The sequence below is a fragment of the Cupriavidus necator genome, assembly GCF_040578825.1.
Lineage (GTDB): Bacteria > Pseudomonadota > Gammaproteobacteria > Burkholderiales > Burkholderiaceae > Cupriavidus > Cupriavidus necator_E.
The window spans coordinates 1-22,323 of the sequence record NZ_JBEFLI010000095.1 but is presented as its reverse complement, the minus strand read 5'-3'; the positions used below and the strand labels follow the sequence as shown (position 1 = coordinate 22,323).

At 66.2% G+C, this 22,323-nt stretch carries 19 protein-coding genes; 12 read left to right on the top strand and 7 right to left on the bottom strand.

The window, feature by feature from the left end; all coding sequences use genetic code 11:
• The 3 genes from AB1I47_RS30335 to AB1I47_RS30325 form a co-directional block, all read left to right on the top strand.
• A partial coding sequence (locus AB1I47_RS30335) for a glycoside hydrolase family 19 protein (protein WP_354687371.1) occupies positions 1-2,556 on the top strand: 2,556 nt, incomplete at its 5' end.
• The gene (locus tag AB1I47_RS30330) at positions 2,550-3,092 is read left to right on the top strand and encodes a hypothetical protein (protein WP_354687370.1); all 543 of its coding nucleotides are present in this window, start codon (positions 2,550-2,552) and stop codon (positions 3,090-3,092) included. The genes AB1I47_RS30335 and AB1I47_RS30330, both read left to right, overlap by 7 nt.
• 150 nt (positions 3,093-3,242) lie before the next feature.
• Positions 3,243-4,016, top strand: coding sequence for a PAAR domain-containing protein (locus AB1I47_RS30325; RefSeq protein ID WP_354687369.1), 774 nt, complete (start codon positions 3,243-3,245; stop codon positions 4,014-4,016).
• An 82-nt stretch (positions 4,017-4,098) separates the two neighbouring features.
• On the opposite strand, the gene AB1I47_RS30320 is transcribed toward AB1I47_RS30325, so the two are convergent.
• From AB1I47_RS30320 to AB1I47_RS30305, 4 genes are all read right to left on the bottom strand, one after another.
• Entirely contained in the window at positions 4,099-5,082 is a 984-nt protein-coding gene (locus AB1I47_RS30320) for a LysR family transcriptional regulator (RefSeq protein WP_354687368.1), read from the bottom strand.
• A 352-nt stretch (positions 5,083-5,434) separates the two neighbouring features.
• Positions 5,435-6,406, bottom strand: a complete 972-nt coding sequence (locus tag AB1I47_RS30315; protein ID WP_354687367.1) for an amidohydrolase family protein — start codon at positions 6,404-6,406, stop codon at positions 5,435-5,437.
• Entirely contained in the window at positions 6,403-7,737 is a 1,335-nt protein-coding gene (locus AB1I47_RS30310; RefSeq protein WP_354687366.1) for an MFS transporter, read from the bottom strand. Before AB1I47_RS30310 ends, AB1I47_RS30315 begins: the two co-directional genes overlap by 4 nt.
• 82 nt (positions 7,738-7,819) lie before the next feature.
• Positions 7,820-8,764 (bottom strand): YncE family protein, encoded by a 945-nt coding sequence (locus AB1I47_RS30305; RefSeq protein ID WP_354687365.1) that lies wholly within the window; start codon positions 8,762-8,764, stop codon positions 7,820-7,822.
• Between the two features lie 256 nt (positions 8,765-9,020).
• On the opposite strand from AB1I47_RS30305, the gene AB1I47_RS30300 reads away from it, so the two are divergent.
• From AB1I47_RS30300 to AB1I47_RS30290, 3 genes are all read left to right on the top strand, one after another.
• Positions 9,021-10,334 carry a hemolysin family protein gene (locus AB1I47_RS30300; protein ID WP_354687364.1) on the top strand — a complete coding sequence of 438 codons (1,314 nt, stop codon included), beginning with the start codon at positions 9,021-9,023 and terminating at the stop codon, positions 10,332-10,334.
• A gap of 382 nt (positions 10,335-10,716) precedes the next feature.
• A complete protein-coding gene (locus AB1I47_RS30295; protein WP_354687363.1) occupies positions 10,717-11,988 on the top strand; it encodes a GGDEF domain-containing protein in 1,272 nt (423 codons plus the stop codon).
• Positions 11,989-12,135: 147 nt separating this feature from the next.
• Positions 12,136-12,267 (top strand): entericidin A/B family lipoprotein, encoded by a 132-nt coding sequence (locus tag AB1I47_RS30290; protein ID WP_010814145.1) that lies wholly within the window; start codon positions 12,136-12,138, stop codon positions 12,265-12,267.
• 160 nt (positions 12,268-12,427) lie between these two features.
• On the opposite strand, the gene AB1I47_RS30285 is transcribed toward AB1I47_RS30290, so the two are convergent.
• From AB1I47_RS30285 to AB1I47_RS30275, 3 genes are read right to left on the bottom strand one after another with little or no spacing between them, the layout of a single operon-like run.
• Positions 12,428-13,072 (bottom strand): bifunctional 4-hydroxy-2-oxoglutarate aldolase/2-dehydro-3-deoxy-phosphogluconate aldolase, encoded by a 645-nt coding sequence (locus tag AB1I47_RS30285; RefSeq protein WP_354687362.1) that lies wholly within the window; start codon positions 13,070-13,072, stop codon positions 12,428-12,430.
• 57 nt (positions 13,073-13,129) lie between these two features.
• Entirely contained in the window at positions 13,130-14,065 is a 936-nt protein-coding gene (locus AB1I47_RS30280; RefSeq protein WP_354687361.1) for a sugar kinase, read from the bottom strand.
• A gap of 13 nt (positions 14,066-14,078) precedes the next feature.
• The gene (locus AB1I47_RS30275) at positions 14,079-15,347 is read right to left on the bottom strand and encodes an amino acid deaminase (RefSeq protein ID WP_354687360.1); all 1,269 of its coding nucleotides are present in this window, start codon (positions 15,345-15,347) and stop codon (positions 14,079-14,081) included.
• Positions 15,348-15,559: 212 nt separating this feature from the next.
• Between AB1I47_RS30275 and AB1I47_RS30270 the strand changes: the two genes are divergently transcribed.
• The 6 genes from AB1I47_RS30270 to AB1I47_RS30245 all read left to right on the top strand — a co-directional run.
• Positions 15,560-16,465, top strand: a complete 906-nt coding sequence (locus AB1I47_RS30270) for a MurR/RpiR family transcriptional regulator (protein ID WP_354687359.1) — start codon at positions 15,560-15,562, stop codon at positions 16,463-16,465.
• 2 nt (positions 16,466-16,467) lie between these two features.
• Complete coding sequence (locus AB1I47_RS30265) at positions 16,468-17,940, top strand: N-acyl-D-amino-acid deacylase family protein (protein ID WP_354687358.1); 1,473 nt, start codon at positions 16,468-16,470, stop codon at positions 17,938-17,940.
• Between the two features lie 56 nt (positions 17,941-17,996).
• The gene (locus AB1I47_RS30260) at positions 17,997-18,389 is read left to right on the top strand and encodes a RidA family protein (RefSeq protein ID WP_354687357.1); all 393 of its coding nucleotides are present in this window, start codon (positions 17,997-17,999) and stop codon (positions 18,387-18,389) included.
• 216 nt (positions 18,390-18,605) lie between these two features.
• A complete protein-coding gene (locus tag AB1I47_RS30255) occupies positions 18,606-19,967 on the top strand; it encodes a GntP family permease (protein WP_354687356.1) in 1,362 nt (453 codons plus the stop codon).
• A gap of 134 nt (positions 19,968-20,101) precedes the next feature.
• A complete protein-coding gene (locus AB1I47_RS30250; protein WP_354687355.1) occupies positions 20,102-21,022 on the top strand; it encodes an aldo/keto reductase in 921 nt (306 codons plus the stop codon).
• Between the two features lie 18 nt (positions 21,023-21,040).
• Positions 21,041-22,323 (top strand): NTP/NDP exchange transporter (locus tag AB1I47_RS30245; RefSeq protein ID WP_354687354.1); only part of this gene is annotated, 1,283 nt, incomplete at its 3' end.

The window sequence follows — 22,323 nt, the reverse complement described above, 5'->3', positions numbered from 1 at the left end:
ATCGCGGACGGCGAGATCGTCGCTTACCGGATCAATGATCGCTATCCGCACTTGCAATTCGCCGATGGCAAATGGGCGGCGTACTCGACCGGCTTCGTACTGGTGCGCCATCATCTCGCCTTGCCACCGGCGCCTAACAGTACGGGGCCGCAGCCCGCCGACGAAAAGCAAGACGTCTACAGCCTGTACCTGCATATGGCTGATTGGAGTACTTACCTGGCCGACGAAAAGCTGCGCCGCCCGTTCTGGTGGGACGTTGACGCGTTCCGGGTTCTGGGCAAAGACCATCAGCATCCGGCGCCCGGCAGCGACGCACCCGCCGCGGCCGGCGCCTTCGTCTGGACCGAGCCGAAGGCAGGCAGCAAGCGAGGCCGGTTCACGGCAGGCAAGCAGGTTGGCTTCCTGCCGGAAGGCTGCGAAATCATCGTCGGTGAAAAACGTGGCGCGTGGGGACATATCCAGTCAATCACCATGGGCGGGATGATTAGTCCAACCGCCGGGGAAACATTTGGCTCGGAAGACCGGAACGTGCCATGGGAAGCGCCGGACGGCACCCCCAACGCGCCCACCACGCCCAAGGATGACTGGGGCTGGATCAGCCTGCGCGGCCACCAGCCCACCAAGGAGCCCAAGCAACTGGATCAGGTCGTCATACCGGTCACGCCGATACCGGTGAAAGCTGGCACGCCACTGGGACAGCTTGGCGAATACCACGACTACGAGCGCGCGACACCGCTGCCGCCGATCGCCCGGCGCCAGATACTGCATCTGGAAGTCTTTACCGACGATGGCTTTAGCGCATTTCTTGCCAAGAGCCGCTCCAGGGCGGCGCTATTGCCGGCGGACCAGCGTGGCTTGCTGGTTATCAATAGCGGGGCAAAGCTCGTGCAGGCCATTCCGGCAGCCGACCGCAAGCTGCGGCTTTACCGTGCGGTAAAGAAGGTAGAACCCACCGCAGACAGCCCGACCGACGGGCCGTGGGTCAAAGTGCAGCCGATGTGTCTGGACAGCATGGGCATTGTCTACCAGTTTGACGGTCCGCCGGTCTGGATCGAGCGCGAGAAGCTGGCAAGTGTCGGGGATGACACGCCTGCCTGGAGCCGGTTTCCGCTGGGCCTGCAAGGCGTCGCCGATCCGGCCAACGGCTTTCCGCTCATCCTCCCGCGCGGACAACTGGACGCGCTGGAGGCCAAAGACAAGGCCACCGACGACCAAAAGGTCAACTGGTGGCACGTACCGTTCAGCACCGCCGATGGCAAGAATGCATGGGGCTGGGTATGCGAAAAGCAACACCCTGGCACGAAATGGGAGAGTCCGTGGGCCTGGCCCGGCTTCGAGACTGTGGACGCCACGGGCATCCAGATCGCCGATGCCTTCCGGCGCAATCTGGTCATCACCGGGGCCGCTGACTGGAAGGAACAGAAGGAGTTTGAGCCATCGCTGGCGGCGGTGAACAACAGTCCGCTACTCCTCAAGCTCGAACAGGCGGTAGCGAAACTGGGCACTGGCGACGGCAAGAACAAGGGCAAGGTCACGGCGCGGGCCATCCAGTCGGCCATGCGCGTGCCGTCGCTCGCCCAGGCGCTGTCGCACGTGATCCTGCGCTACGCGAGCGAATGGGGCGGCGACATGGGCCGGTGGAATTCCATCACGCCCCTGATGCGCAATGCCAGGGACAACTGGCTGCGCGAACTGGAGCGGATCAAGAAGCTGCAATGGTGGGATGACGTGAAGGGCAAGGTCGCAGGATTTCCGGCCAGCCCGACCGTGTTGCATATTCATCCCATCGCCCTAATCAGCAATTTCCAGTCTTCGGGGACACTATCATGCGCACATTGCGGGACAGATCTAAGAATAGCTCCTGAAATTCTGAAAAAAATATTCCCGAGCATAAGCGAACGGGACGCAAACGGGTTTCCCGCTGAATTGAATTCGGCATTCTTAAAATATAAGATAAACACGTGCAACCGCATTTCTCATTTCTTTGGGCAATGTGAAGTTGAATGCGGTGGCTTTACCGAATTCAGAGAGAGCCTGCGCTATAGCGACGGGGGAAGATTGTGGAGGATATATAATACCGCCCTAAGAAACGGTTTGCATCGACTCCACTCGGACTGGACCGTCGCGCAAATGGAAACTTACACCAAAGCTCATCTTGTGAACAACGACAGTGAGTTGGGTGTAGTTCTGTTTGGAGACGATGCCTATCCGAATAGAGATTACCGGGGGCGTGGCCTTCTGCATTTGACATGGCTGGCATCTTACAGTGAATACAAACAAGCCACCGGCCTTGACATAATAAGCAACCCCGCGTTGGTTGAAAGCAACTGGCATGCGACCACAGACTCATCAGCTTGGTTTTGGAGCAGTCGAAGAATTAACCCGTTGGCCGACGCAAATAATCCAAAAGGAGTTACGAAAATTATAAACCCGGCGTTAAAAGATCTTGAGCGCCGAAAGGCGGCTGCTAGGCGAGCCTTTGAGATAATCAACAAAGGCGGACAGCCATGTAAACATGATTGGGATGCGACAATAACCGGGGCAAACGGATGGTAGGGAAAATTGCAGTTATCATTTTTTTGATTTTCGTTGGCGTGTTTTCGCAGTCAATCGCGCATACCCAAGGCGAATCGCCAAAAACATTCCCGGCGGAGTCAATAAAGCACGGTTGCGCCTTGGAATTCAAGCGGGAGTCATATTCACCCACAATGAATGCGCTTGGCACGCAACCCCATGAGATAGTGACAAACTGGATCTGCGGAGATTCCAAACCTCTGGAAGTAGATAGATATAATATGGAAGGCAGTAGCCCACAGATTATGACTTTCTTTTTTTGGGGGAAGGACAGTTTTGTTGTTCTGGTGAAGTGGTCGATAAACTCCCAAGCCGCCGATTTTCAAGGCGACTTCTACAAGGTGTATGTATATAAATACAACAACGATGGGGACGCGCCACCGTTCATAAGGCAAGAGAAGATCATGAATAAATTTGGGCAAGGCTGGGACGGAACGAGGAAAGGCGCCGCCGTCGTGTATCCATACAAAAATGCAAGTTCCATTCGTAGACGCCTCCGGCAATTGGAGGATTGGTGACGCTCATCCATTGGCTCGGGTCGGCCTTGATATTTCATGCAAGTCATCTTGAAGGCGGTCTGCAGCATGGGTTGCTACCGCGGCAGCATGCTTCTCGATAGGCCCCGATGATGACCAAATTGCGCCGTAAGGCAAGCCAATCCAGACAGAATGCTTGAGGCTGAGATCGCAGCATCGGCAACTGTCTATAACGGTTTGCGCTATAAAAATTCATGGAGAATGGACGCGCCATTTAAAACCATTGCGGCCTACGTTCTCGTTTTCGAAGACGATGATGGAGACGCCTGCGCTATCTCGTCCAGAACTGATCAGGGCCTCGCCATCACTTGCTTCTTTTCGCCGTTCGATGCCATGCTCGAAGCAGGAATGAGGGGCGCACTCGGCCGGACCTGCGAAGTCGCACCAGCATCGCTTCTCGATGGGAACTTATTTCGAGACGCGGATGGCGCCGGATTCATCGCCGACATCCACCTTGGTTGGCCAGCGTGTGACGGATGCCTGCTGCAAACGCCAAGTGGTGCAGTCGGCAGATATGCCCGTGAGATGCACCACTGGGCGCGCGAAGCGCAAGGATTCGAAGTGGATGCGGTAACGCTGGAGGAATTTGCCAAGTTGCGCGAAGCCGAGGTCTGTTTGCCTGGAAGGAAACCAATAGAGAATGGCGACACTACTACGGCAAACGGTACTGTCATAGCGACCTCCCGGAGCGAAATGCTTAACGGTCGGGCGTCGGCGTATGAGTGCGACCCCGTCTGGTGCCCGAAATGCAAGACAACGGGCAAGATAGTCTGCGTGGGTGAGCGGCTGCCCAGTCGAGGACCTGATGGCCGCGAGCAGGCGTTGAGCTATGACTGGTGCCTGTGCAAGTGCGATCCGAAGCCGCTTCTGATCGCGTCGCATAGCGTCTCGGGAATCAGAGCGTAACGTACGACTACCCTGGCGGGGCGGGTGCTTCGGGGTGCTGGAACCTAAGCCAGTGGCGCAGCAGTGCCCATGGGAACGACCATTACCTCGCAGGTATTGGCGCCAATTCAGCCAGCACCTGCGTATCTCCAGGCCCCGCCGCGCGCACGGCGTCGATCAGCAGGCGCATGGCCGGCGTGGCGGCGCGCCGGCGGCGCACCACGATCCCATAGGGCACCAGGCGCCCGCGCATCGGCACTGGCAGCACCGCCAGCGCGCCCAGCGAACTGAAGTAGTCGGCGATGGCGCCGGGCACCACGGCAATGCGGTCGCTGTCGGCCAGCAGCGGCAGCGTGCCCATGATCGACGAGGTTTCGATGATGTCCTCGGGCAGCGGCACGCGGTTGTCGCGGAAGGTCTGGTCGATGATCTGCCACATCGGCACGGAAGCCGGCGGGATGATCCACGGATAGGCGGCCAGCGACGCCAGCCTGACGCTGCGCTTGCCTGCCTGCGGATGGCCGGCGCGCGCCACGATCGCCAGCGACTCCTCGAACAGTGGCTCGAAGTCGAGATCGTCGGCCAGCGTGCCTTCGGGAATGCGTCCGATCACCACGTCGAGCGCATCCTGCCGCAAGGCCTGCACCAGCACGTCGCTGGTATCGACCTGCATCACGATATGCAAATGCGGATAGCGCGCCTTGAGCGCATTGATGACGCCCGCGAGCACCGAGGGCACCGGCGCCAGGATCGAACCGAGCCGCACCTTGCCGACCTCTCCCGCGGCGATGGCGGTGAATTCGTCATGCAGGGCATCCAGGTCGGCCAGCACCACACGCGCGTAGCGGATCAGCGCCTCGCCGAATACCGTCGGTTCGATGCCGCGCGCGTGGCGCGTGAACAGCAGCGTGCCAACTACGCTCTCCAGCTCATGCAGGGCCTTGGTGACGGCCGGCTGGGACAGCGACATCTGCGCGGCGGCGCGGCGCAGCGAGCGGTGTTCGGCCAGCGCCAGCGCCAGGCGCAGGTGGCGCATATGCAGGCGTTTGCGCAGCGTGGCGGCGCTTGAGAGCGGGGTGTCGGGCATGGAGGCCGGTCGGGGTGGGATTCGGCGAAAATGGGTTTTATAGCATGCGCGTCGAATACCGCTGTTTGCTCCCCTCTCCCGCTTGCGGGAGAGGGGCCGGCGGAGAGGGCAGGCGTGTCAAGGGCTGAGGTTGGTGGGTTAAAACAGTTGGCCCCGCCTGATTTGGTTCCTTGCTAGCCCACCACCCCAGCCCTCTCCCCCTGAGGGAAGAGGGAGAACACCTTGCTTGGGCTAGTTCGGGCGGCTTTGGTGCACCCAAAACCGTTGGCCTTGCTGGATGTGGTTCCCTGCTAGACCACCCCTCACCCCGGCCCTCTCCCGCTGAGGGGAGAGAGGGAACACCTTGCTTGGGCTAGTTCGGGCGGCTTTGGTGCACCTTGCTTAGGCCAGTTCGGGCCGGCTTTGGAACACTGATCCGATAGAAACCCGCCGCGTTCCCCACCAACACCCGCTCCCTCGCCGCAGCATCCGGCAACGCCTCGCACACCATTCCCAGGATCGTCCCAAAGTCCGCGCTTAACCGCGACACCGGCAGATTGCTGCCAAACATCGCCCGCTGATGCCCGAATATCGCCAGCACGTCGCGCACGATGCGGCGGTTGCCCTGCGCATCCCAGTGACCGCCGGGCAGCCCGAACTCCGACAGCTTCACCGACACATTGCCGCAGTCGGCCAACGCTTCCATGCCGGCACGCCAGCAGGCCAGCCCCTCTTCGGATCGATCCAGCGGCAGGCCTGCGTGATTGAGTGCGATGGGAACGCCCGGCAAGGCCGCTGCCACCTCGGCCGCCTCGCGCAAGTGCCAGAACGGTACCCGCAGGTCCCACGACAGCTCATGGCGCTCCAGCCGCGCCAGGTCGTCCAGCCAGGCCTGGTCCTGCATCGACCCGGGCCGGCCGGCCACCGACCCGCCTGGCGTCGCGGCGGTCAGCGGTTTGCAGCGGATCCCGCGGACCCGTGCAAAGCCGGCCTGGCGCGCCAGCAGCCCGGCGCAGCCCGGCTTGCCGAACGGCGCGTAGGCCACCACCGCTGCCGCCATGCCGGGCCGCCAGGCCTGCGCATGCAGCCACGCAGTCTCGTCGACCGCTTCGCCGCGGTCGCGTTCGGCCTCCACGTGCACGGTCGCCAGCACGGTGACCGGACTGGTGTCTTGCGCGTACTGCGCCTCAAGGTAATCGCGGCGCAGGCGCTCGTAATCGCCAAGAAAGAACGACGCTGGCCGGTATTCGTCCTGGAGCCAGGGATAACGGCCACGCCCCAGCTGCCACAGGTGATGGTGGGCGTCGACGATGGCCACGCCGCCTTGCACTTGCCCTGCGCTCATCGGCACCGCCCCGGCAACGTCGCGGCCAGCGCGCTGGCGAGCAGCAGCGCGGCGACCAGCAGATAGATGCCGGCGCCCGCGCCGACGCGCTCGATCAGCACGCCCGCCGCATAGGGGCCGCAGAACCCGCCCAGGTTGCCAAGCGCGTTGATCACGCCGCGCGCCACGCCCGCATGCTCGGCAGCCAGCAGGCGCGGCGGCAGGGTCCAGAACACCCCGGCGGCCGACTGCAGGAAGACGCCGCTGCCGACCAGCAGTGCATAAGAAAGCCACGTATTGCCGTGCCACCATACCGAGCCGGCCAGGCACGCGGCGAAGCCGAGCAGCGGCCACACCACGAAGGCCTTGCGCCGGCCGCTGCGATCGGACAGCGTGGAGATCGCAAGGATGCCGGCCATGGTGCCGACGTAAGGCAGCATCGCCAGCATGCCGACCTGCCCCATGCCGCCTCCCGTCAGGCCCTTCAGAAGGGTAGGCAGCCACAGCGTGTAGCCGTAGATCCCCATCTGGTAGAGGAAATTCACGGCGATCAGGCGCCAGATCACGTCCTGGGACAGGATATGCGCCAGCACCTCCCGAGTCCCTTGCGCGCCCTGCCCCGCCTGCGCGCCGGCGCCGGCCCGCTGTTCTTCCTCGCGCAAGCGGGCCTGGATGTACGCCTTCTCTTCGGCGGAAATCCAGTGCGCCTGCTCAGGCCGGTCGGAGGCAAGCTTCCACCACACGCCAAGGCAGGCCAGCGAAATCATGCCCTCGACGATAAACAGCCAGCGCCAGTCGAGCGCCTCGATCACCAGCCCCGACAGCGGCGCGGTGATGATGCCGGCGATCGGCACGAACATGATCACCAGCGCATTGGCGCGCCCGCGCTCGTGGTCGGGAAACCAGTTGCCGACCATGGTCAGCACCACCGGCAGCATGCCGCCCTCGGCCACTCCCAGCGCAAAGCGCAGCACCAGCAGTTCGGTCGGGTTGCGCACCAGGCCGGTCAGCACGGAGATCACCGCCCACGCCAGCATCGACCACGCGATGAAGTTGCGCCCGCTGCCGCGCACCGCCAGCCTGCCGCCGGGAATCTGCAGGAACAGGTAGCCGACAAAGAAGATGCCGCCGGCCAGGCCCGCCATGCTGGCGCCGACACCGAGCGCATCGCCCATGCCACCCGGCATGGCGAACGCGATATTGACGCGATCCATGTACGAGACGATGCAGACCATCAGGATCGGCGGAATCACGCGCCACCAGCGCTGCGCGGGAATGCTGGCGGCACCGGTGGCGGGTGCCGCATCGATGGCGACGGGCGTGCCGGCGCCGGCTTGCTCCAAGCCTTTCATGGTGTTGTCTCCGTTGGTCCGGCCGCATGCGCGGGTGCTGCCCGCCGCGGCCTGTTGCTTCTGAACGCTGAACGCGCGGCGCTTATTGCGCCGGCAGAGCCAGGATGGCGAGCCCGTCGGGCTCCTTGCCCGTGGCGAAGGCATGGCGCAGCGTCAGGCTGCGCAGATCAAGCTGGCTGACGGTGTGGTCGTTGAGCGCGACATAGGCGCTGCCCGGGTCGGCCGGATGGAAGGCGAGCGCGATCGGCTTGGCGCCGGTGTCGACGCGGCCGGTTTCGGCGAGCGTGTCGGGGTCGAATACCCGGATGCTGCGCTCGCCATAGTTGAGCACGAGCAGGCGATCGTCCGGGGACCAGTAGATACGCGTGGGATCCTCGCCGGTCGGCACCGTGCGCACCGTTTCCATGGTGCGCGCGTCAAGGCGGGTGAGACTGTGATCGTCACGGCTGGCGACATAGAGCGCGGTTTCGTCGCGGCTCAGGCAGCAGCCCTCGGGACGCCTGCCGGCGTTGGCCGCGCGCGGTGCACGGGTAGCATCGTAGGGGTGCACCAGCGTCACGGTGTGCGACAGCAGGTTGGTCACGTAGGCCCGCTCGCCATCGGCCGACAACACGAACAGATGGCTTTTCACACCGCCCGACGGCACGGCGCGATCCGGGACCGGACGCGCCAGCGGGGCCTCGAACACCAGCAGCATATTGTCGCGCTCGCTGAGCGCATAGACGCGCCCGTGCCGGTCGATCTGCAGGCCGTGGATGCGGTGATACGGCGCGCAATCGGGCCGCGCGCCAACCGCGCCGCGCCGCAGGTCGACCGCGATCACCGCCGCGCCGCCATCGCCGGCATGCGCGAAGGTCTGCACGCCGTAATGGCCAACGTAGCCGCACAGGCGCTCGCGGTCCACCACGAATTCATGGGGATAGTCTGGCAACTGCACGCTGAAGCGGCGTGCCCCGCTGTCCAGTTCGTAAGCGCTGAAGCTGTGGCCGAACTTCTCCACCAGCACAGCCGTCCATTGGGTGTCCATTCTGTCTCCTGTTGATTCGCGCGCCTGTTGGTCCAGGCTTTTTCGAAGGCGGCACGGGTGCTGCCACGGACGGAAGTTTGGCCCAGTGAACGATAACTATCTATTGAATATTAGGTATCGAGCCATCTCCACAGGTTATCGCTACGCCAGCCGGTGAAGCCGGCGCCGCCTGGGCTTGCCCGACCGGCGCCGGAAACGTCTTGCGCGGATGGTATCCTTGGTGCTTTCAACTCACACGCATAGGGCGCGCACCCTGATGGAAATTGCCATACTACTGGCGCTGATTCTGCTGAACGGCCTGTTCGCGATGTCCGAAATCGCGCTGGTCACGGCCCGCAAGGCACGTCTGCAGCGCCAGATCGAGAACGGCGACCGCGGCGCGATTGCCGCGGCCAAGCTTGGCGAGGACCCCACGCGCTTCCTGTCCACGGTGCAGATCGGCATCACGTCGATCGGCGTGCTCAACGGCGTGGTCGGCGAATCCACGCTGGCGCAGCCGATGGGCATATGGCTGCAGGGTTTCGGCATCTCCGCCTCAACCGCCGGCTACGTGGCGACCGCCATCGTGGTGGCGGGCCTGACCTACTTTTCCATCGTGCTGGGCGAACTGGTGCCCAAGCGTCTGGGCCAGATGGCCCCCGAAACCATTGCGCGGCTGGTGGCGCGCCCGATCGGCTGGCTCGCCGTGGCTTCCACGCCGTTTGTCAAGCTGCTGTCGAGCTCCACGCGGCTGGTGCTGCGGATGCTCGGCACCAAGGTCGACCGCGGTCCCGGCGTGACCGAAGAAGAAATCCACGCGCTGCTGGTCGAGGGCTCGGAGGCCGGCGTGATCGAGCAGCATGAGCACACCATGGTGCGCAACGTGTTCCGCCTCGACGACCGGCAAATCGCATCGCTGATGGTCCCGCGCGGTGACGTGATCTACCTGGATGTGGAAGCGCCGCTGGACGATAACCTGCGCCGCATCGAAGAATCGGATCATTCGCGCTTCCCGGTGGTGCGCGGCGGCATGCACGACATCATCGGCGTGGTCAGCGCGCGCCAGTTGCTGGCGCGCCGGCTGCGCGGCGAAGAAGCCGACCTGATCGAGGTATTGCAGCCGGCGGTGTTCGTGCCGGAAAGCGTGACCGGCATGGAACTGCTGGAGAACTTCCGCGCGTCCGGCGGCCAGATCGCCTTCGTCATCGACGAATATGGCGAGGTGCTGGGCCTGGTCACGCTGCAGGACGTGATCGAGGCCATCACCGGCGAATTCAAGGCCGAGTCCGCCGGCGAGGAATGGGCGGTGCAGCGCGAAGATGGCTCATGGCTGCTGGACGGCCTGATCCCGATCCCCGAACTGAAGGACCGCATCGGCTTGCGCCAGGTGCCCGAGGAAGAAAAAGAGCGCTACCACACGCTGTCCGGCATGCTGTTGCTGCTGCTGGGCCGCCTGCCCCAGATCGCTGACACCGTGCACTGGGGCGACTGGCGCTTCGAAATCGTCGACATGGACGGCAAGCGCATCGACAAGGTGCTGGCCTCGCGCCTGCCACCGCAGGAAGGTCCGGAGGAAGAGACCACCGGCTGAGTTTCCCCGCCCGTTCAGCCGCTTCATCCGCGCGCGCCGCTGTCGGCGCAGCGCGGCGTCAATCCCTTCCATCCCGAGCTAAGGCCGTGTTGATCTGCGTCAACCGCAAGTTGCGGCCTGGTCACCTTGTCGCAATTTGCAAGGGTCCCATTCCTTCCGTTGCCTTATGATCGGGCTCTCAACGGGAAATATGGCCGCGCCAGCGGCCTGCGGCACGTACAACACTGACAGAACGGGGAGAGGCAGACGGCGCAGGCGCCATCATCTGCCGTCCGCAAGACCATCCATGCATCCAGACGCCGATCACATTGCCGCGGCCGGGGGCGCCATCGGCCCAAATGGCCCAAATGGCCCGAACAGCCGGACCGGAACTGCCGGCCTGGTGTCCGCGCTGGCGGCGCACCGCACCCGCGCGGGCAACGGGCATACCCGGCCGGCGGCGATCCTGGCCATCCGGCTGGACCGCTTCGCCAGCGCCTGCGAAACCCTGGGCGCGCATCGCGCGGTGCGGCTGCAGGCATTGGTGCAGGACCGCATCGCCGCCCTGCTGCCCCCGGGCGCCGTCATGCACTGGGTGGCCGCCGCCGACGTGGGCGTGGTCACGGCGCTGCCGGATGGCACCACCGACCCCGCGCCGCTGGCCAGCCGCATCGCCGACGCGCTGACCCGGCCGTTCTCGCTGGATGGCTTCGAGCTCTATATCTCCTGCAGCATCGGCGTCGCCGCCGACCATCCCGACATCCCGGCCGAGCGCAGCCTGCGGCAGGCCTTCGACGCCATGCTGCGCGTGGACCGCCAGGGCGGCGACGGGCTGGCGCGCGCGCACAAGCCCGCGGCGCCGCCGTCGGCACCGCTGCTGGCAGCACTGCCGGAGGCGCTCGAGCGCGGCGAACTCAGTCTGCAGCTGCAGCCGCGCGCCGACTTTGCGGGCGCCACCGTCAGCGGCTATACCGTGCGGCTGCGCTGGCACAACCCGGTGCTCGGCCGCGTGGCGCCGCAGGATTTCCTGCCGGCGGTGGAATCGCTCGGGCTGGTGGGGCGGATCGGCAGCTGGCTGCTGGAAAGCGTGCTGCCGCTGGTGCGCAACGCCGACGCCATCGGCCCGCTGCAGTTCACGCTGCTCGCCTCCAGCGCCCAGTTACACCGCCCCGGGATGGTCGACGCGCTGGCGCGGGTGCTGGACGCCGGCGACATCGCGCCGCAACGGCTGTGCATCGAGTTGCCCGCCGGCGTCGTGCCAGCGGATCCCGACATCGTCGCCCGGTTTGCCGCCCTGCGCCGGCGCGGCGTGCAACTGGCGCTGGGCGATTTCGACGACAGCCCGGCCTGCCGCCATGCGCTGGTGGCGCTGCACCCGGACAGCGTCACGCTGGACGTGCGCCGCCTGGGCCCGGCCGGTCAGCCCAGCGCCGCTGGCGAAGGTATCGACCGCACCAAGCGCCTGCGCGATGCCTGCCTGCTGGCGCGCCGCACCGGTGCCACGGTCTGCGCCAAGGGCATCGAAACCCGGCAGCAGCTCGAAGCCGTGCGCGCCTGGGGCTGCCACAGCGTGCAGGGCTACCTGCTGGCGCAGCCCTTTCCGGCGGTCTGGCTGGTGCAGACCCATGCGGCCATCCAGCAGCGGGCGCGGGAACTGCTGGCGCCGGCAAGCTGAGGGCGTCTGGACGCTGTTGCGTCCATTGCACGATTTACAAATTGGCACATACCAGATATCAACATCGCTCACAGCAGCGGTAAAATCTGCGCCAATCCCTCAATCCGCGAATCTCGCGATTCTCAATATTCTCGAAAGGAGCCCGGCGTGAAAAAAGGTTGGATCTGGTGCGTTTTGTTTGCCACCCTGTTGGCTGGCTGCAACACGATGGCGGGGCTCGGCCAGGACATTCAGCGCGGCGGCCAGAAGCTCGAAAGTTCGGCGGACCGGCATAAGTAAGCCGGGCACGCCGCCGGTTTTCTCCCGTCTCCCGCGCGCGGGGTAGGGAGTCCGCAAACGGTGATACAAAACCCGGCGGCACCGGCGCCAGCTTTATCAGCAACGAAAAACGGCACGCCTTCGCGTGCCGTTTTTCACTGCTGCCGGGCAAAACCCGCAATCAGCCCTTGTTCCGCAGCGCCCTCGCCTGCTCGGCCAGCGAGCGAATCCTGCCCCAGTCGCCACTGGCGACAGCATCCTTCGGCACCACCCACGAACCACCCACGCACACCACATTGGGCAGCGCCAGGTAGGACGGCGCCAGCGCGGCATCGATGCCGCCGGTCGGGCAGAAACGCAGTTGCGGCAGCGGGCCGCCCAGCGACTTCAGCATCGGCACCCCACCCGCGGCCTGCGCCGGGAAGAACTTCAGGAAGGTGAAACCGGCCTCCAGCGCCGCCATTGCCTCGCTGGCCGTAGCCACGCCCGGCAGCAGCGAGATCCCGGCGCCCCGGGCACCCTCGGCCAGCGCCGGCGTCAGGCCCGGCGACACCGCGAACTGCGCGCCGGCGTCGCGCACCGCGTGGAGCTGCTCCACGTTCAGCACCGTACCGGCGCCGACGCAAGCCTGCGGCAGCGCGGCGGCGACCGCCCTGATCGCTTCCAGCGCCACCGGCGTGCGCAGCGTGATTTCCAGCAGCGGCAGGCCGCCGGTGACCAGCGCCTCGCTCACGTGCAGGGCTTCATCGACCGAATGGAACTCCAGCACTGGAATCACCGGCACGTCGGCCAGGCGTTGGAGCAGCGGGGAAGTCTGGATTTGCATGGTGGCTGTCTCGGAGTGAATGGATTCAGGAAAGCAAGGGGTTCAGTCAGAACAAGGTCACGCGATCACCGACACCGACTGCGCCAGCCGCGCCATCACGGTCTGCGCATCGGGAATCGGCGCCACCGCGCCATAGCCGGTGGTGGACAGTGCCGCCGCCACGTTGGCATAGCGCGCGGCATCGAACGGATCGGCACCCGCCGACAGGCGCGCGATGAAGCTGCCGCCGAAGCAATCGCCGGCACCGGTGGCATCGACCGGTTCGACCGGATACGGCGGCACCAGCGCGCGTGACTCGGGCGTGGCCACGTAGGAGCCCTCCTCGCCCAGCTTCAGCGCCACCAGGCCGATGCCGCAGTTCAGCAGGTAATCGGCGATGGCGTCGCGGTCGTCCAGCCCGGTCAGCACCGTGATGTCGTCCCAGCTCGGCAGGCATACATCGGTCATCGTAAAGGCCTCGCGCATGATGCCCCGCGCGCGTGCCAGCGACCACAGCCGCAGCCGCAGGTTGGTATCGAGCGAGACCTTCACGCCCGCCTTGCGCGCATGCTCCATCGCCGCCAGCCCGGCATCGCAGGCGCTGGTGCTGATCGCCAGGCTGATGCCGGACAGGTGCAGGTAGCGCGCCGCGGCAATGGCGCCGAGGGGTAGCTGCTCATGCTGGTAGCGGCTGGCGGCCGAGCCTTCGCGCAGGTAGTCGAAGCGGTGGCCGTGGTTGTCGTGCGTGACAAAGTAGACGCCGGTCGGCGCGCCCGGGTCGACGTGCACGTTGCGGGTATCGACCCGCTCCTGCGTCCACAGCGCGCGCAGCCGCTCGCCGAAGGTGTCGGCGCCCACCGCGCAGATATAGCCGGTGCTGGCGCCCTGCCGCGCGGCGGCAATGCAGAAGTTGGAGGTATCGCCGCCAAAGCCCTGCAGGTAGCGCGTGGGATCGTCCGGAAGCTGGTTGAATTCAACCAGCGGCTCGCCATAGGCCAGGATGTCGATGCTCATGGGGCTGTCTGCCTCAAAAGAAGGTTTGCACGATATCGATCACGCGCAGGTCCCGGTCCAGCACCGGGATATGGCGCCACTTGTCGAAGGTCAGGCACGGGTGGGAGATATCGAAGGCGATCATGTCGCCCACCTGCACGTCGTCGCCCGGGGCGATCTTCAGGTAGGCGTGCTGGTCCATCATGCCGGTGACTTCCCAGTGCCCAGGCACCTCTACCGGCGCCTCGCTGCCCGGCCGATACAGCCGCGCCGGGATCGGCATGCCGGCGTCGAAGGCCGCGTCGCGCTTGCCCATGCCGATGATCGCACGGTCCGGTTCAGGAATCGACTGCACATAGGCCCAGAGCTGCAGCGCCGGCAGCAGCCCCTCGCGCATCTTCTGCGCGACCGGGTTGCTGGCCAGGATGCGCTGCTGCGCGGCGCGGTAGATGCCGACGTCGTGCGTCAGGTAGCAGCCGGGGCGCAGCACGATGTCGATCGGCGCGCCGATATCGGTGCGCGCGAATTCCTCGGCCACCACGTCGTACCAGGCCGAACCCGCGCCCGACATCACCACCGGACTGCGGCCGAAGCGCCCGTCCTTTGCCAGTTGCCGCGTTACCGCGACGGTGCGCTGCAGGAAGCGGCGGATTTCGTCCTCTTCCTTCAGCACGCCTTCATAGATCTCCACGCCCGCCAGCGACAGCGCAGCCGGCCAGCGCGCCAGCGCGCCGAGCACGGCCTGCTGCTGGGCGTCGTCGCGCACGCCGGTGCGCCCGCCCTCCACGCCCAGCTCCAGCAATACCTGCAGCTTCTGCCCGCGCTCGCTGAAGAATTTGCCGAGCTGGTCGACCAGCGCGGCCGAATCCACCAGTGCAAAGAACTCGAAGTCCGGATCGCGCAGCAGGTCCGCGATGATTTCCATATTGCGGCGCCCGACCAGCTGGTTGGCCATCAGCACGCGCTTGACACCATGCGCGTGCGCGGCGGCGGTCTGGTGCGCCGTGGCCAGCGTGATACCCCACGCGCCCTCGGCCAGCTGGCGCGCGAACAGCTTGGGCGCCATCGTCGTCTTGCCATGCGGCGCAAGCAGCACGCCGTACTCGTTCGTGAAACGGCGCATCCATTCCAGGTTGTGCACCAGGCGGTCTTCATAAAGCACCGCGGCCGGCAGGCCGATCTCTTCGCGCAGCAGGCTCCAGCCGGTCTGATCGGCCTCGTCCGGGGCCAACGGGCCGTCCATACGGCCCATCGCCTTGTTGAGCGGATCGATCACGCCGGCCTGATACTTTATTTCACGCATGCTTGTCATCACCCTGAAAAAATCTGATTGACGTAATGATAGCCCTGAAAATAAGATATTTCATCCTTGTTATAAAGTAACACACAGGGTCGAAAAGAACCGGAACAGTGCCGGACATCTCGTCCCGCCAGTCACTGTTATAGGCCCTGGCCGCGGGCACTACCGCTTGCGTCACATCGCCCCGTTCCCCGCTCCGAACCCAATCGCCCCCCATGACCGCGCCCTTCGACATCCTGACCCGCATCGCCGAGCGCGGCCCCGCGCTGCGCCTGGCCGAGCAGAAGGTCGCGCAGGTGGTACTGGAAGACCTGGCCGGCGCGGCCGCCGCCAGCATCAACGAGCTGGCGCGCAAGGCCGGCGTCAGCGAGGCCAGCGTAACGCGCTTTGCCAAGGCCATCGGCTGCCGCGACGTGCGCGACCTGAAGCTGCGGCTGGCGCAGGCCACCGCGGTGGGCGCGCGCTTCCTGCAACCGGGCGGCGTGCCCGGCGGTGAAGAAGCCCCGGCCACGCTGGCCGACAGCATCCACGCCGAGATCCTCAACGCGCTCGAAGTCAATCGTGGCCTGATGGATGCGCAGCGCATCGAGCAGGCCGCGCGGCTGTTGCTTGGCGCACGCATGGTCTACGCTTTTGGCATGGGCGGCGGCTCGTCGTTCATGGCCGACGAGGCGCGCCACCGCCTGGCGCGGCTGGGCCAGCCGGTGGCGAGCTACCAGGACGCGCTGCTGCAAAAGATGGTAGCCGCGACCTTGAGCCGCGACGACGTGGTGCTGGCGTTCTCCGCCAGCGGCCGCGTGCCGGAGATGCTGGCGAGCTGCGATATCGCGCGCGAATACGGCGCGCGGCTGGTGGCAGTGACCGCGCTGGGCTCGCCGCTGGCCGCGCGCGCCGATGTGCTGCTGCCGGTGCGCACGCTCGAGACCGATTTCATTTTCAAGCCGTCCGCGTCGCGCTACGCGATGCTGATGGTGCTGGACGTGCTGGCCACGCAGTGCGCGCTGCTGCAGCAGGACCAGAGCAAGGAGCGGCTGCGCCGGCTCAAGTACGTGCTGGACAACCACCGCGGCGAGACTGGCCCCGGTACCGGCCCTGACAGCCGCCAGCCGCTGGGAGACTGACCATGCCACACCTGTTCGATACCCTCATACGCTGCGTCACGCTGCTCGATGGCTCCGGCGCCGCCGCGCGCATGGCCGACGTGGCGCTGCGCGACGGGCGCATCGCCCGCATCGACGAAGCCGGCGCCATCGATCCCGATGCCGCCGCGCATGTGGTCGAAGGCCACGGCCTGGTACTCGCACCGGGCTTTATCGACGTGCATACGCACGACGACACCAACGTCGTGCGCCAGCCGGAAATGACGCCCAAGCTGTCGCAGGGCGTCACCACCGTGATCGTCGGCAACTGCGGCATCAGCGCCGCGCCGGTGACGCTGGCGGGCGAGCCGCCCGACCCGATGAACCTGCTCGGCCATGCCGACGCGTTCCGCTACCCGGATTTCAAGACCTACGTCGATGCGGTCGAGGCCGCGCAGCCCGCGGTCAATGTGGCCGCGCTGGTCGGCCATACCGCGCTGCGCAGCAACCATATGGACCGCTTCGACCGCGCCGCCACGCCCGCGGAAATCGCGGCGATGCGCGCGCAACTGGAAGAATCGCTGCAGCACGGCGCGCTGGGCCTGTCCACCGGACTCGCCTACGCCAATGCCTTCAGCGCCCCCACCGAGGAAGTGCTGGCGCTGGCCGAGCCGCTGGCCCACGCCGGCGCGCTCTACGCCACGCACCTGCGCAGCGAATTCGCCGAGATCCTCGACGCGATGGACGAAGCCTTCCGCATCGGCCGCCATGCGCGCGTGCCGGTGGTGATCTCGCACCTGAAATGCGCGGGCGTCGCCAACTGGGGCCGCAGCACCGAGGTGCTCAACGCGCTCGACGGCGCGCAGCGCTGGCAGCCGGTCGGCTGCGACTGCTACCCCTACACCGCCAGCTCGTCCACGCTGGACCTGAAGCAGGTCACCAGCGACTTCGACATCATGGTGACCTGGTCCGAAGGCGCGCCCGAGATGGGCGGCCGGCTGCTGGCCGATATCGCCGCCGAATGGCAGGTAGACCTGCACGAGGCCGCGCGCCGGCTGATGCCCGCCGGCGCGGTCTACCACTGCATGGAAGATGCCGACGTCGACCGCATCCTGAGCCATCCGGCCACCGTCGTCGGTTCCGACGGCCTGCCCAACGACCCGCTGCCGCACCCGCGGCTGTGGGGCGCGTTTCCGCGCGTGCTGGGCCACTATGCGCGCGACCGCGAGCTGTTCCCGCTGGCGGTCGCCGTCAACAAGATGACCGGCATGTCGGCCGAACGCTTCGGCCTGCAGGAGCGCGGCTTCGTGCGCGAAGGCTACTGGGCCGACCTGGTGCTGTTCGACGCCACCACCATCCGCGACGCGGCCAGCTTCACCGACCCGATGCAGCCGGCCGAGGGCATCGCCGCGGTCTGGGTCAATGGCGAGCTGTCGTGGCAGCAGCGCCAGGGCACCGGCGTGCGCGCGGGCCGCTTCCTCGCGCGCGGCGCGCGGCCTGAACGCGACGCGGCCTGATCCGGCGCGCTGCGCCATCTCATTTTCTGTTACCCAACGAGTTTCCAGGAGTACCCATGGACATCAAACGATTCGGCGTGGAAGGCGGCACCGGTACCGGCGGCCAGCACATGCCCTTTGCCCGCGCGGTCGCGGCTGACGGCTGGCTCTATGTTTCCGGCCAGGTGCCGATGGTCAACGGCGAAGTCATCGACGGCGGCATCGTGCCCCAGACCCACCAGGCCATCAAGAACGTACTGGCCATCCTGGCCGAGGCCGGCTACGGCCCCGAGCATGTGGTGCGCTGCGGCGTGTGGCTGGACGATGCGCGCGACTTCGCCTCGTTCAACCGGATCTTCAAGGAATACTTCGGCGCCAATCCCCCGGCGCGTGCCTGCGTGCAGTCCAGCATGGTGGTGGACTGCAAGGTCGAAGTGGACTGCATCGCCTACAAGAAGCCGGCGGCCTGAGCCTGCTGCCTGCTTGCCATCGCTGAGGGTGTGTGCCCCTCTCCCATGAAACGGGAGAGGGCGGCGGTGAGCGCAGAGCGTATCCATGATGCGCCGCCGGCCTTTGAACCTCCCGCCCTCTCCCCCGACCCCTCTCCCGCAAGCGGGAAAGGGGAGAAAACCAAAACCCGAACCTCTGCCGCCTTCGCGGCTTTTTTTTCCACACAAGGAGACAATATGGGTCCCGTTACCGGAACCACGCTCTTGGTGTATGCGCTGATCGCAGTGATCGCACTGGTGGTGCTGATCGCGCGCTACAAGCTCAACCCCTTCATTACCCTGGTCGTCGTCTCGGTGCTGCTCGGCTTTGCCGTAGGCATGCCGATGGGCGATATCGTCAAGTCATTCGAAGCCGGTGTCGGCGGCACCCTCGGCCATATCGCGCTGGTGGTGGGCCTGGGCACCATGCTCGGCAAGATGATGGCCGAGTCCGGCGGCGCCGAGCGCATCGCGCGCACGCTGATCGATTTCTTCGGTGCGAAGAACGTGCATTGGGCAATGGCCACCATCGCCTTTATCGTCGGCCTGCCCGTGTTCTTCGAGGTAGGCTTCGTGCTGCTGGTGCCGATTGCCTTCAACGTGGCCAAGCGCACCGGCACCTCGATGGTGCTGGTCGGCATCCCGATGGTGGCCGGCCTGTCCGTCGTGCACGGCCTGATCCCGCCGCACCCCGCGGCGCTGCTGGCGGTGACCGCGTATGGCGCCGATATCGGCAGGACCATCATGTACGCGCTGATCGTCGGCATCCCCACCGCCGCCATCGCCGGCCCGCTGTTCGCCAAGCTGATGGACCGCTACGTCAAGCTGCCAGAAGTGAACCCGCTGGCCGATCAGTTGACCGAAGAGGACGAGAGCGTCAGGGAATCGCACCACCTGCCGGGCTTCGGCATCACCGTGTTCACCATCCTGCTGCCGGTGATCCTGATGCTGATCGGCAGCTGGGCCGACGTCTTTACCACGCCCAAGACCTTTGCCAACGACTTCCTCAAGCTGATCGGCAATTCAGTGATGGCGCTGCTGATCGCCGCCCTGGTGAGCTTCTACACCTTCGGCAAGGCGCGCGGCTTCAATCGCGACATGATCCTCAAGTTCACCAACGAGTGCGTGGCGCCCACCGCCATCATCACGCTGGTGGTCGGTGCCGGTGGCGGTTTTGGCCGCATCCTGCGCGACTCGGGCATCTCCACCGCCATCGTCGACGTGGCCACCAGCGCCAACGTGTCGGTGCTGGTGCTGGGCTGGCTGGTGGCCGTGATGATCCGCATCGCCACCGGCTCGGCCACGGTGGCCATGACCACCGCCGCCGGCATCGTCGCCCCGATCGCCGCCAGCGTGCCGGGCACCCGGCCCGAGCTGCTGGTGCTGACCACCGGCGCCGGCTCGCTGATCCTGTCGCACGTGAACGACGGCGGCTTCTGGCTGGTCAAGGAGTACTTCAACATGACCGTAACCCAGACTTTCCAGACCTGGTCGGTCTGCGAAACCATCATCTCCGTGGTGGCGCTGCTGCTGACGCTGGGCCTGGCCACGGTGATCTGAGCGTACCCTGGCATGCCCTGACTGTGCGCATTGCTGCACGGCCCGGGCATGGTGCGCCGGCAGTGAAGCAACGGTTTACAACCCCCCGGCCAGCGCCTAAGGTCAACCAGTGTATGACCGCAGGGAACCGCTCCATGTCGATCGACCGCCGCACTTTTCTTGGCCTGGCCGCAGGGCTGGCCGCCACTGCCGGCCTCGGCCCTGCCCTGCCGGCCGCCGCCGCCACGCTGGCGGTGCCCATGCGCCGCAACATACCGGGCACCGCCGAGGCCCTGCCCGTGATCGGCATGGGCACCGCCGACACCTTCAACGCCGGCCCGGGCGCCGCCGAACGCAAGCCGCTGGCGGAAGTCATGGGCATGCTGCTGCAGACCGAGGGCTCGGTGGTCGACACCGCGCCCAGCTACGGCAGTGCCGAAGCCGTGACCGGCGACCTGCTGCGCGCGGCCAATGCCCGCAACCGCGTCTTCCTCGCCACCAAGATCTCGTCAGCGGCAGGCGCGCCCGCGCAGGCACAATGGGCGCGCTCGCTGGCCGACCTGCACGTGGACAAGGTCGACCTGCTGCAGGTGCATAGCCTGATCGACTGGCAGGCCAACCTGCGCTGGATGCGCGAACTGAAGGAACAGGGCCGCATCCGCTACCTCGGCATCACCCACCACCATGAAAGCGCCCACGAGGCGATCGAGAAGATCGTGCGCAGCGAACGCGTCGACTTCGTCCAGATCAACTACTCCGTGGCCGAGCGCAACGCCGAACGCACGCTGCTGCCGCTGTGCCAGGCGCGCGGCGTGGCGGTGCTGATCAACCGTCCGTTCCAGGACGGACGGCTCTTCCGCACCATCAAGGACCGGCCGCTGCCGCCCTGGGCCGGCGATATCGACTGCGGCTCATGGGCCCAGCTCTTCCTCAAGTTCATCGTCAGCCATCCGGCCGTGACCGCGGCAATCCCTGCCACCTCCAAGCCGCGCAATATGGCCGACAACCTCGGCGCGGCGCTGGGCCGCATGCCCGATCCCGGCCAGCGCGAGCGCATCGCGGCGCTGCTGGCCTGACCGCGAGCCGCCTGAGCCGTGCACGATCCCGCTGACGACGCTCCCGCCTCCGGCGGCCTGGCGCGGCTGCGGCGCGGCTTCGGCATCCGCCCCGGCGAGGCCGGCGCGGTGGTGGCCGGTTTCCTGTTCTTCTTCTGCCTGTTCGCCAGCTATTTCATGCTGCGCCCGGTGCGCGAGACCATGGGCATCGCCGGCGGCGTGAAAAACCTGCAGTGGCTGTTCACCGCAACCTTCGTGGTGATGCTGGCGGCGATTCCGGTGTACGGCGCGGTGTGCGCATGGCTGCCGCGGCGGCGCTTCGTACCGTGGGTCTATGCGTTCTTTATCGCCAACCTGGTCGGCTTTGCGCTGGCCACGCGCGCGCTGCCTGACAACGTCTGGCTGGCGCGCGTGTTCTACGTATGGCTGTCGGTGTTCAACCTGTTCGTGGTCTCGGTGGCATGGAGCCTGATGGCCGACGTGTTCCGGCCCGAGCAGGCGCGCCGGCTGTTCGCGCTGCTGGCCGCGGGCGCCAGCGCGGGCGGGCTGGCCGGGCCGGTGCTGGGTGGCCGGCTGGTGCCGCAGATCGGGCTGACCGGGCTGATGCTGCTCTCTGCCGCGCTGCTGGCCGCGACGCTGCCCGGTGTCGGCTGGCTGTTCGGCTGGCGCCGCCGTGCCGGCGCGGGCCTGGCGCAGCCGGGCGATACGCCGGCCGCCGCGCATGCGGAAGACCCTTCCAATCCCATCGGTGGCGGATTACTGGCAGGCCTGTCGCTGCTGCTGCGCTCGCGCTACCTGCTCGGCATCGGCCTGTTCGTGATCCTGCTGGCGACGGCCAGCACCTTCCTGTATTTCGAACAGGCACGACTGGTGGCCGAGACCTTCCCCGACCGCACGCGCCAGACCCAGGTGTTCAGCGCGCTCGACGCCACCGTGCAGGCGCTGACCATCCTGGTCCAGCTCTTCTTCACCGGCCGCATGGCGCGCCGCTACGGCGTCACGCTGCTGCTGACCGCGGTGCCGCTGGCGGTGACCTGCGGCTTCCTGGTGCTGGCCATGCTGCCAACCTTTGGCGTGCTGGCCGGCGTGATGATCCTGCGGCGCGTCGGCGAATACGCGCTGCTGCGCCCGGGGCGCGAGATGCTGTTCACGGTGGTGGATCCCGAGACCAAGTACAAGGCCAAGAACGTGATCGACACCGCGGTCTACCGCGCCGGCGATGCGGTCAGTGCGTGGGTCAAGACGGCGATCGATGCCTTGTCGGGGCATCCGGCCACGGTGGCGCTGGCGGGGGCTATGCTGGCGCTGGTGTGGGCGGGGCT

What these genes read in the sequence shown, in the direction of transcription:
- AB1I47_RS30300 (WP_354687364.1), top strand. Translation starts at nt 9,021, where the DNA reads ATGGAAATTGCCATACTACTGGCGCTGATTCTGCTGAACGGCCTGTTC.
- AB1I47_RS30305 (WP_354687365.1), bottom strand. Translation starts at nt 8,764, where the DNA reads ATGGACACCCAATGGACGGCTGTGCTGGTGGAGAAGTTCGGCCACAGC.
- AB1I47_RS30330 (WP_354687370.1), top strand. Translation starts at nt 2,550, where the DNA reads ATGGTAGGGAAAATTGCAGTTATCATTTTTTTGATTTTCGTTGGCGTG.
- AB1I47_RS30320 (WP_354687368.1), bottom strand. Translation starts at nt 5,082, where the DNA reads ATGCCCGACACCCCGCTCTCAAGCGCCGCCACGCTGCGCAAACGCCTG.
- AB1I47_RS30315 (WP_354687367.1), bottom strand. Translation starts at nt 6,406, where the DNA reads ATGAGCGCAGGGCAAGTGCAAGGCGGCGTGGCCATCGTCGACGCCCAC.
- AB1I47_RS30265 (WP_354687358.1), top strand. Translation starts at nt 16,468, where the DNA reads ATGCCACACCTGTTCGATACCCTCATACGCTGCGTCACGCTGCTCGAT.
- AB1I47_RS30275 (WP_354687360.1), bottom strand. Translation starts at nt 15,347, where the DNA reads ATGCGTGAAATAAAGTATCAGGCCGGCGTGATCGATCCGCTCAACAAG.
- AB1I47_RS30280 (WP_354687361.1), bottom strand. Translation starts at nt 14,065, where the DNA reads ATGAGCATCGACATCCTGGCCTATGGCGAGCCGCTGGTTGAATTCAAC.
- AB1I47_RS30260 (WP_354687357.1), top strand. Translation starts at nt 17,997, where the DNA reads ATGGACATCAAACGATTCGGCGTGGAAGGCGGCACCGGTACCGGCGGC.
- AB1I47_RS30255 (WP_354687356.1), top strand. Translation starts at nt 18,606, where the DNA reads ATGGGTCCCGTTACCGGAACCACGCTCTTGGTGTATGCGCTGATCGCA.
- AB1I47_RS30285 (WP_354687362.1), bottom strand. Translation starts at nt 13,072, where the DNA reads ATGCAAATCCAGACTTCCCCGCTGCTCCAACGCCTGGCCGACGTGCCG.
- AB1I47_RS30250 (WP_354687355.1), top strand. Translation starts at nt 20,102, where the DNA reads ATGTCGATCGACCGCCGCACTTTTCTTGGCCTGGCCGCAGGGCTGGCC.
- AB1I47_RS30325 (WP_354687369.1), top strand. Translation starts at nt 3,243, where the DNA reads ATGCTTGAGGCTGAGATCGCAGCATCGGCAACTGTCTATAACGGTTTG.
- AB1I47_RS30270 (WP_354687359.1), top strand. Translation starts at nt 15,560, where the DNA reads ATGACCGCGCCCTTCGACATCCTGACCCGCATCGCCGAGCGCGGCCCC.
- AB1I47_RS30310 (WP_354687366.1), bottom strand. Translation starts at nt 7,737, where the DNA reads ATGAAAGGCTTGGAGCAAGCCGGCGCCGGCACGCCCGTCGCCATCGAT.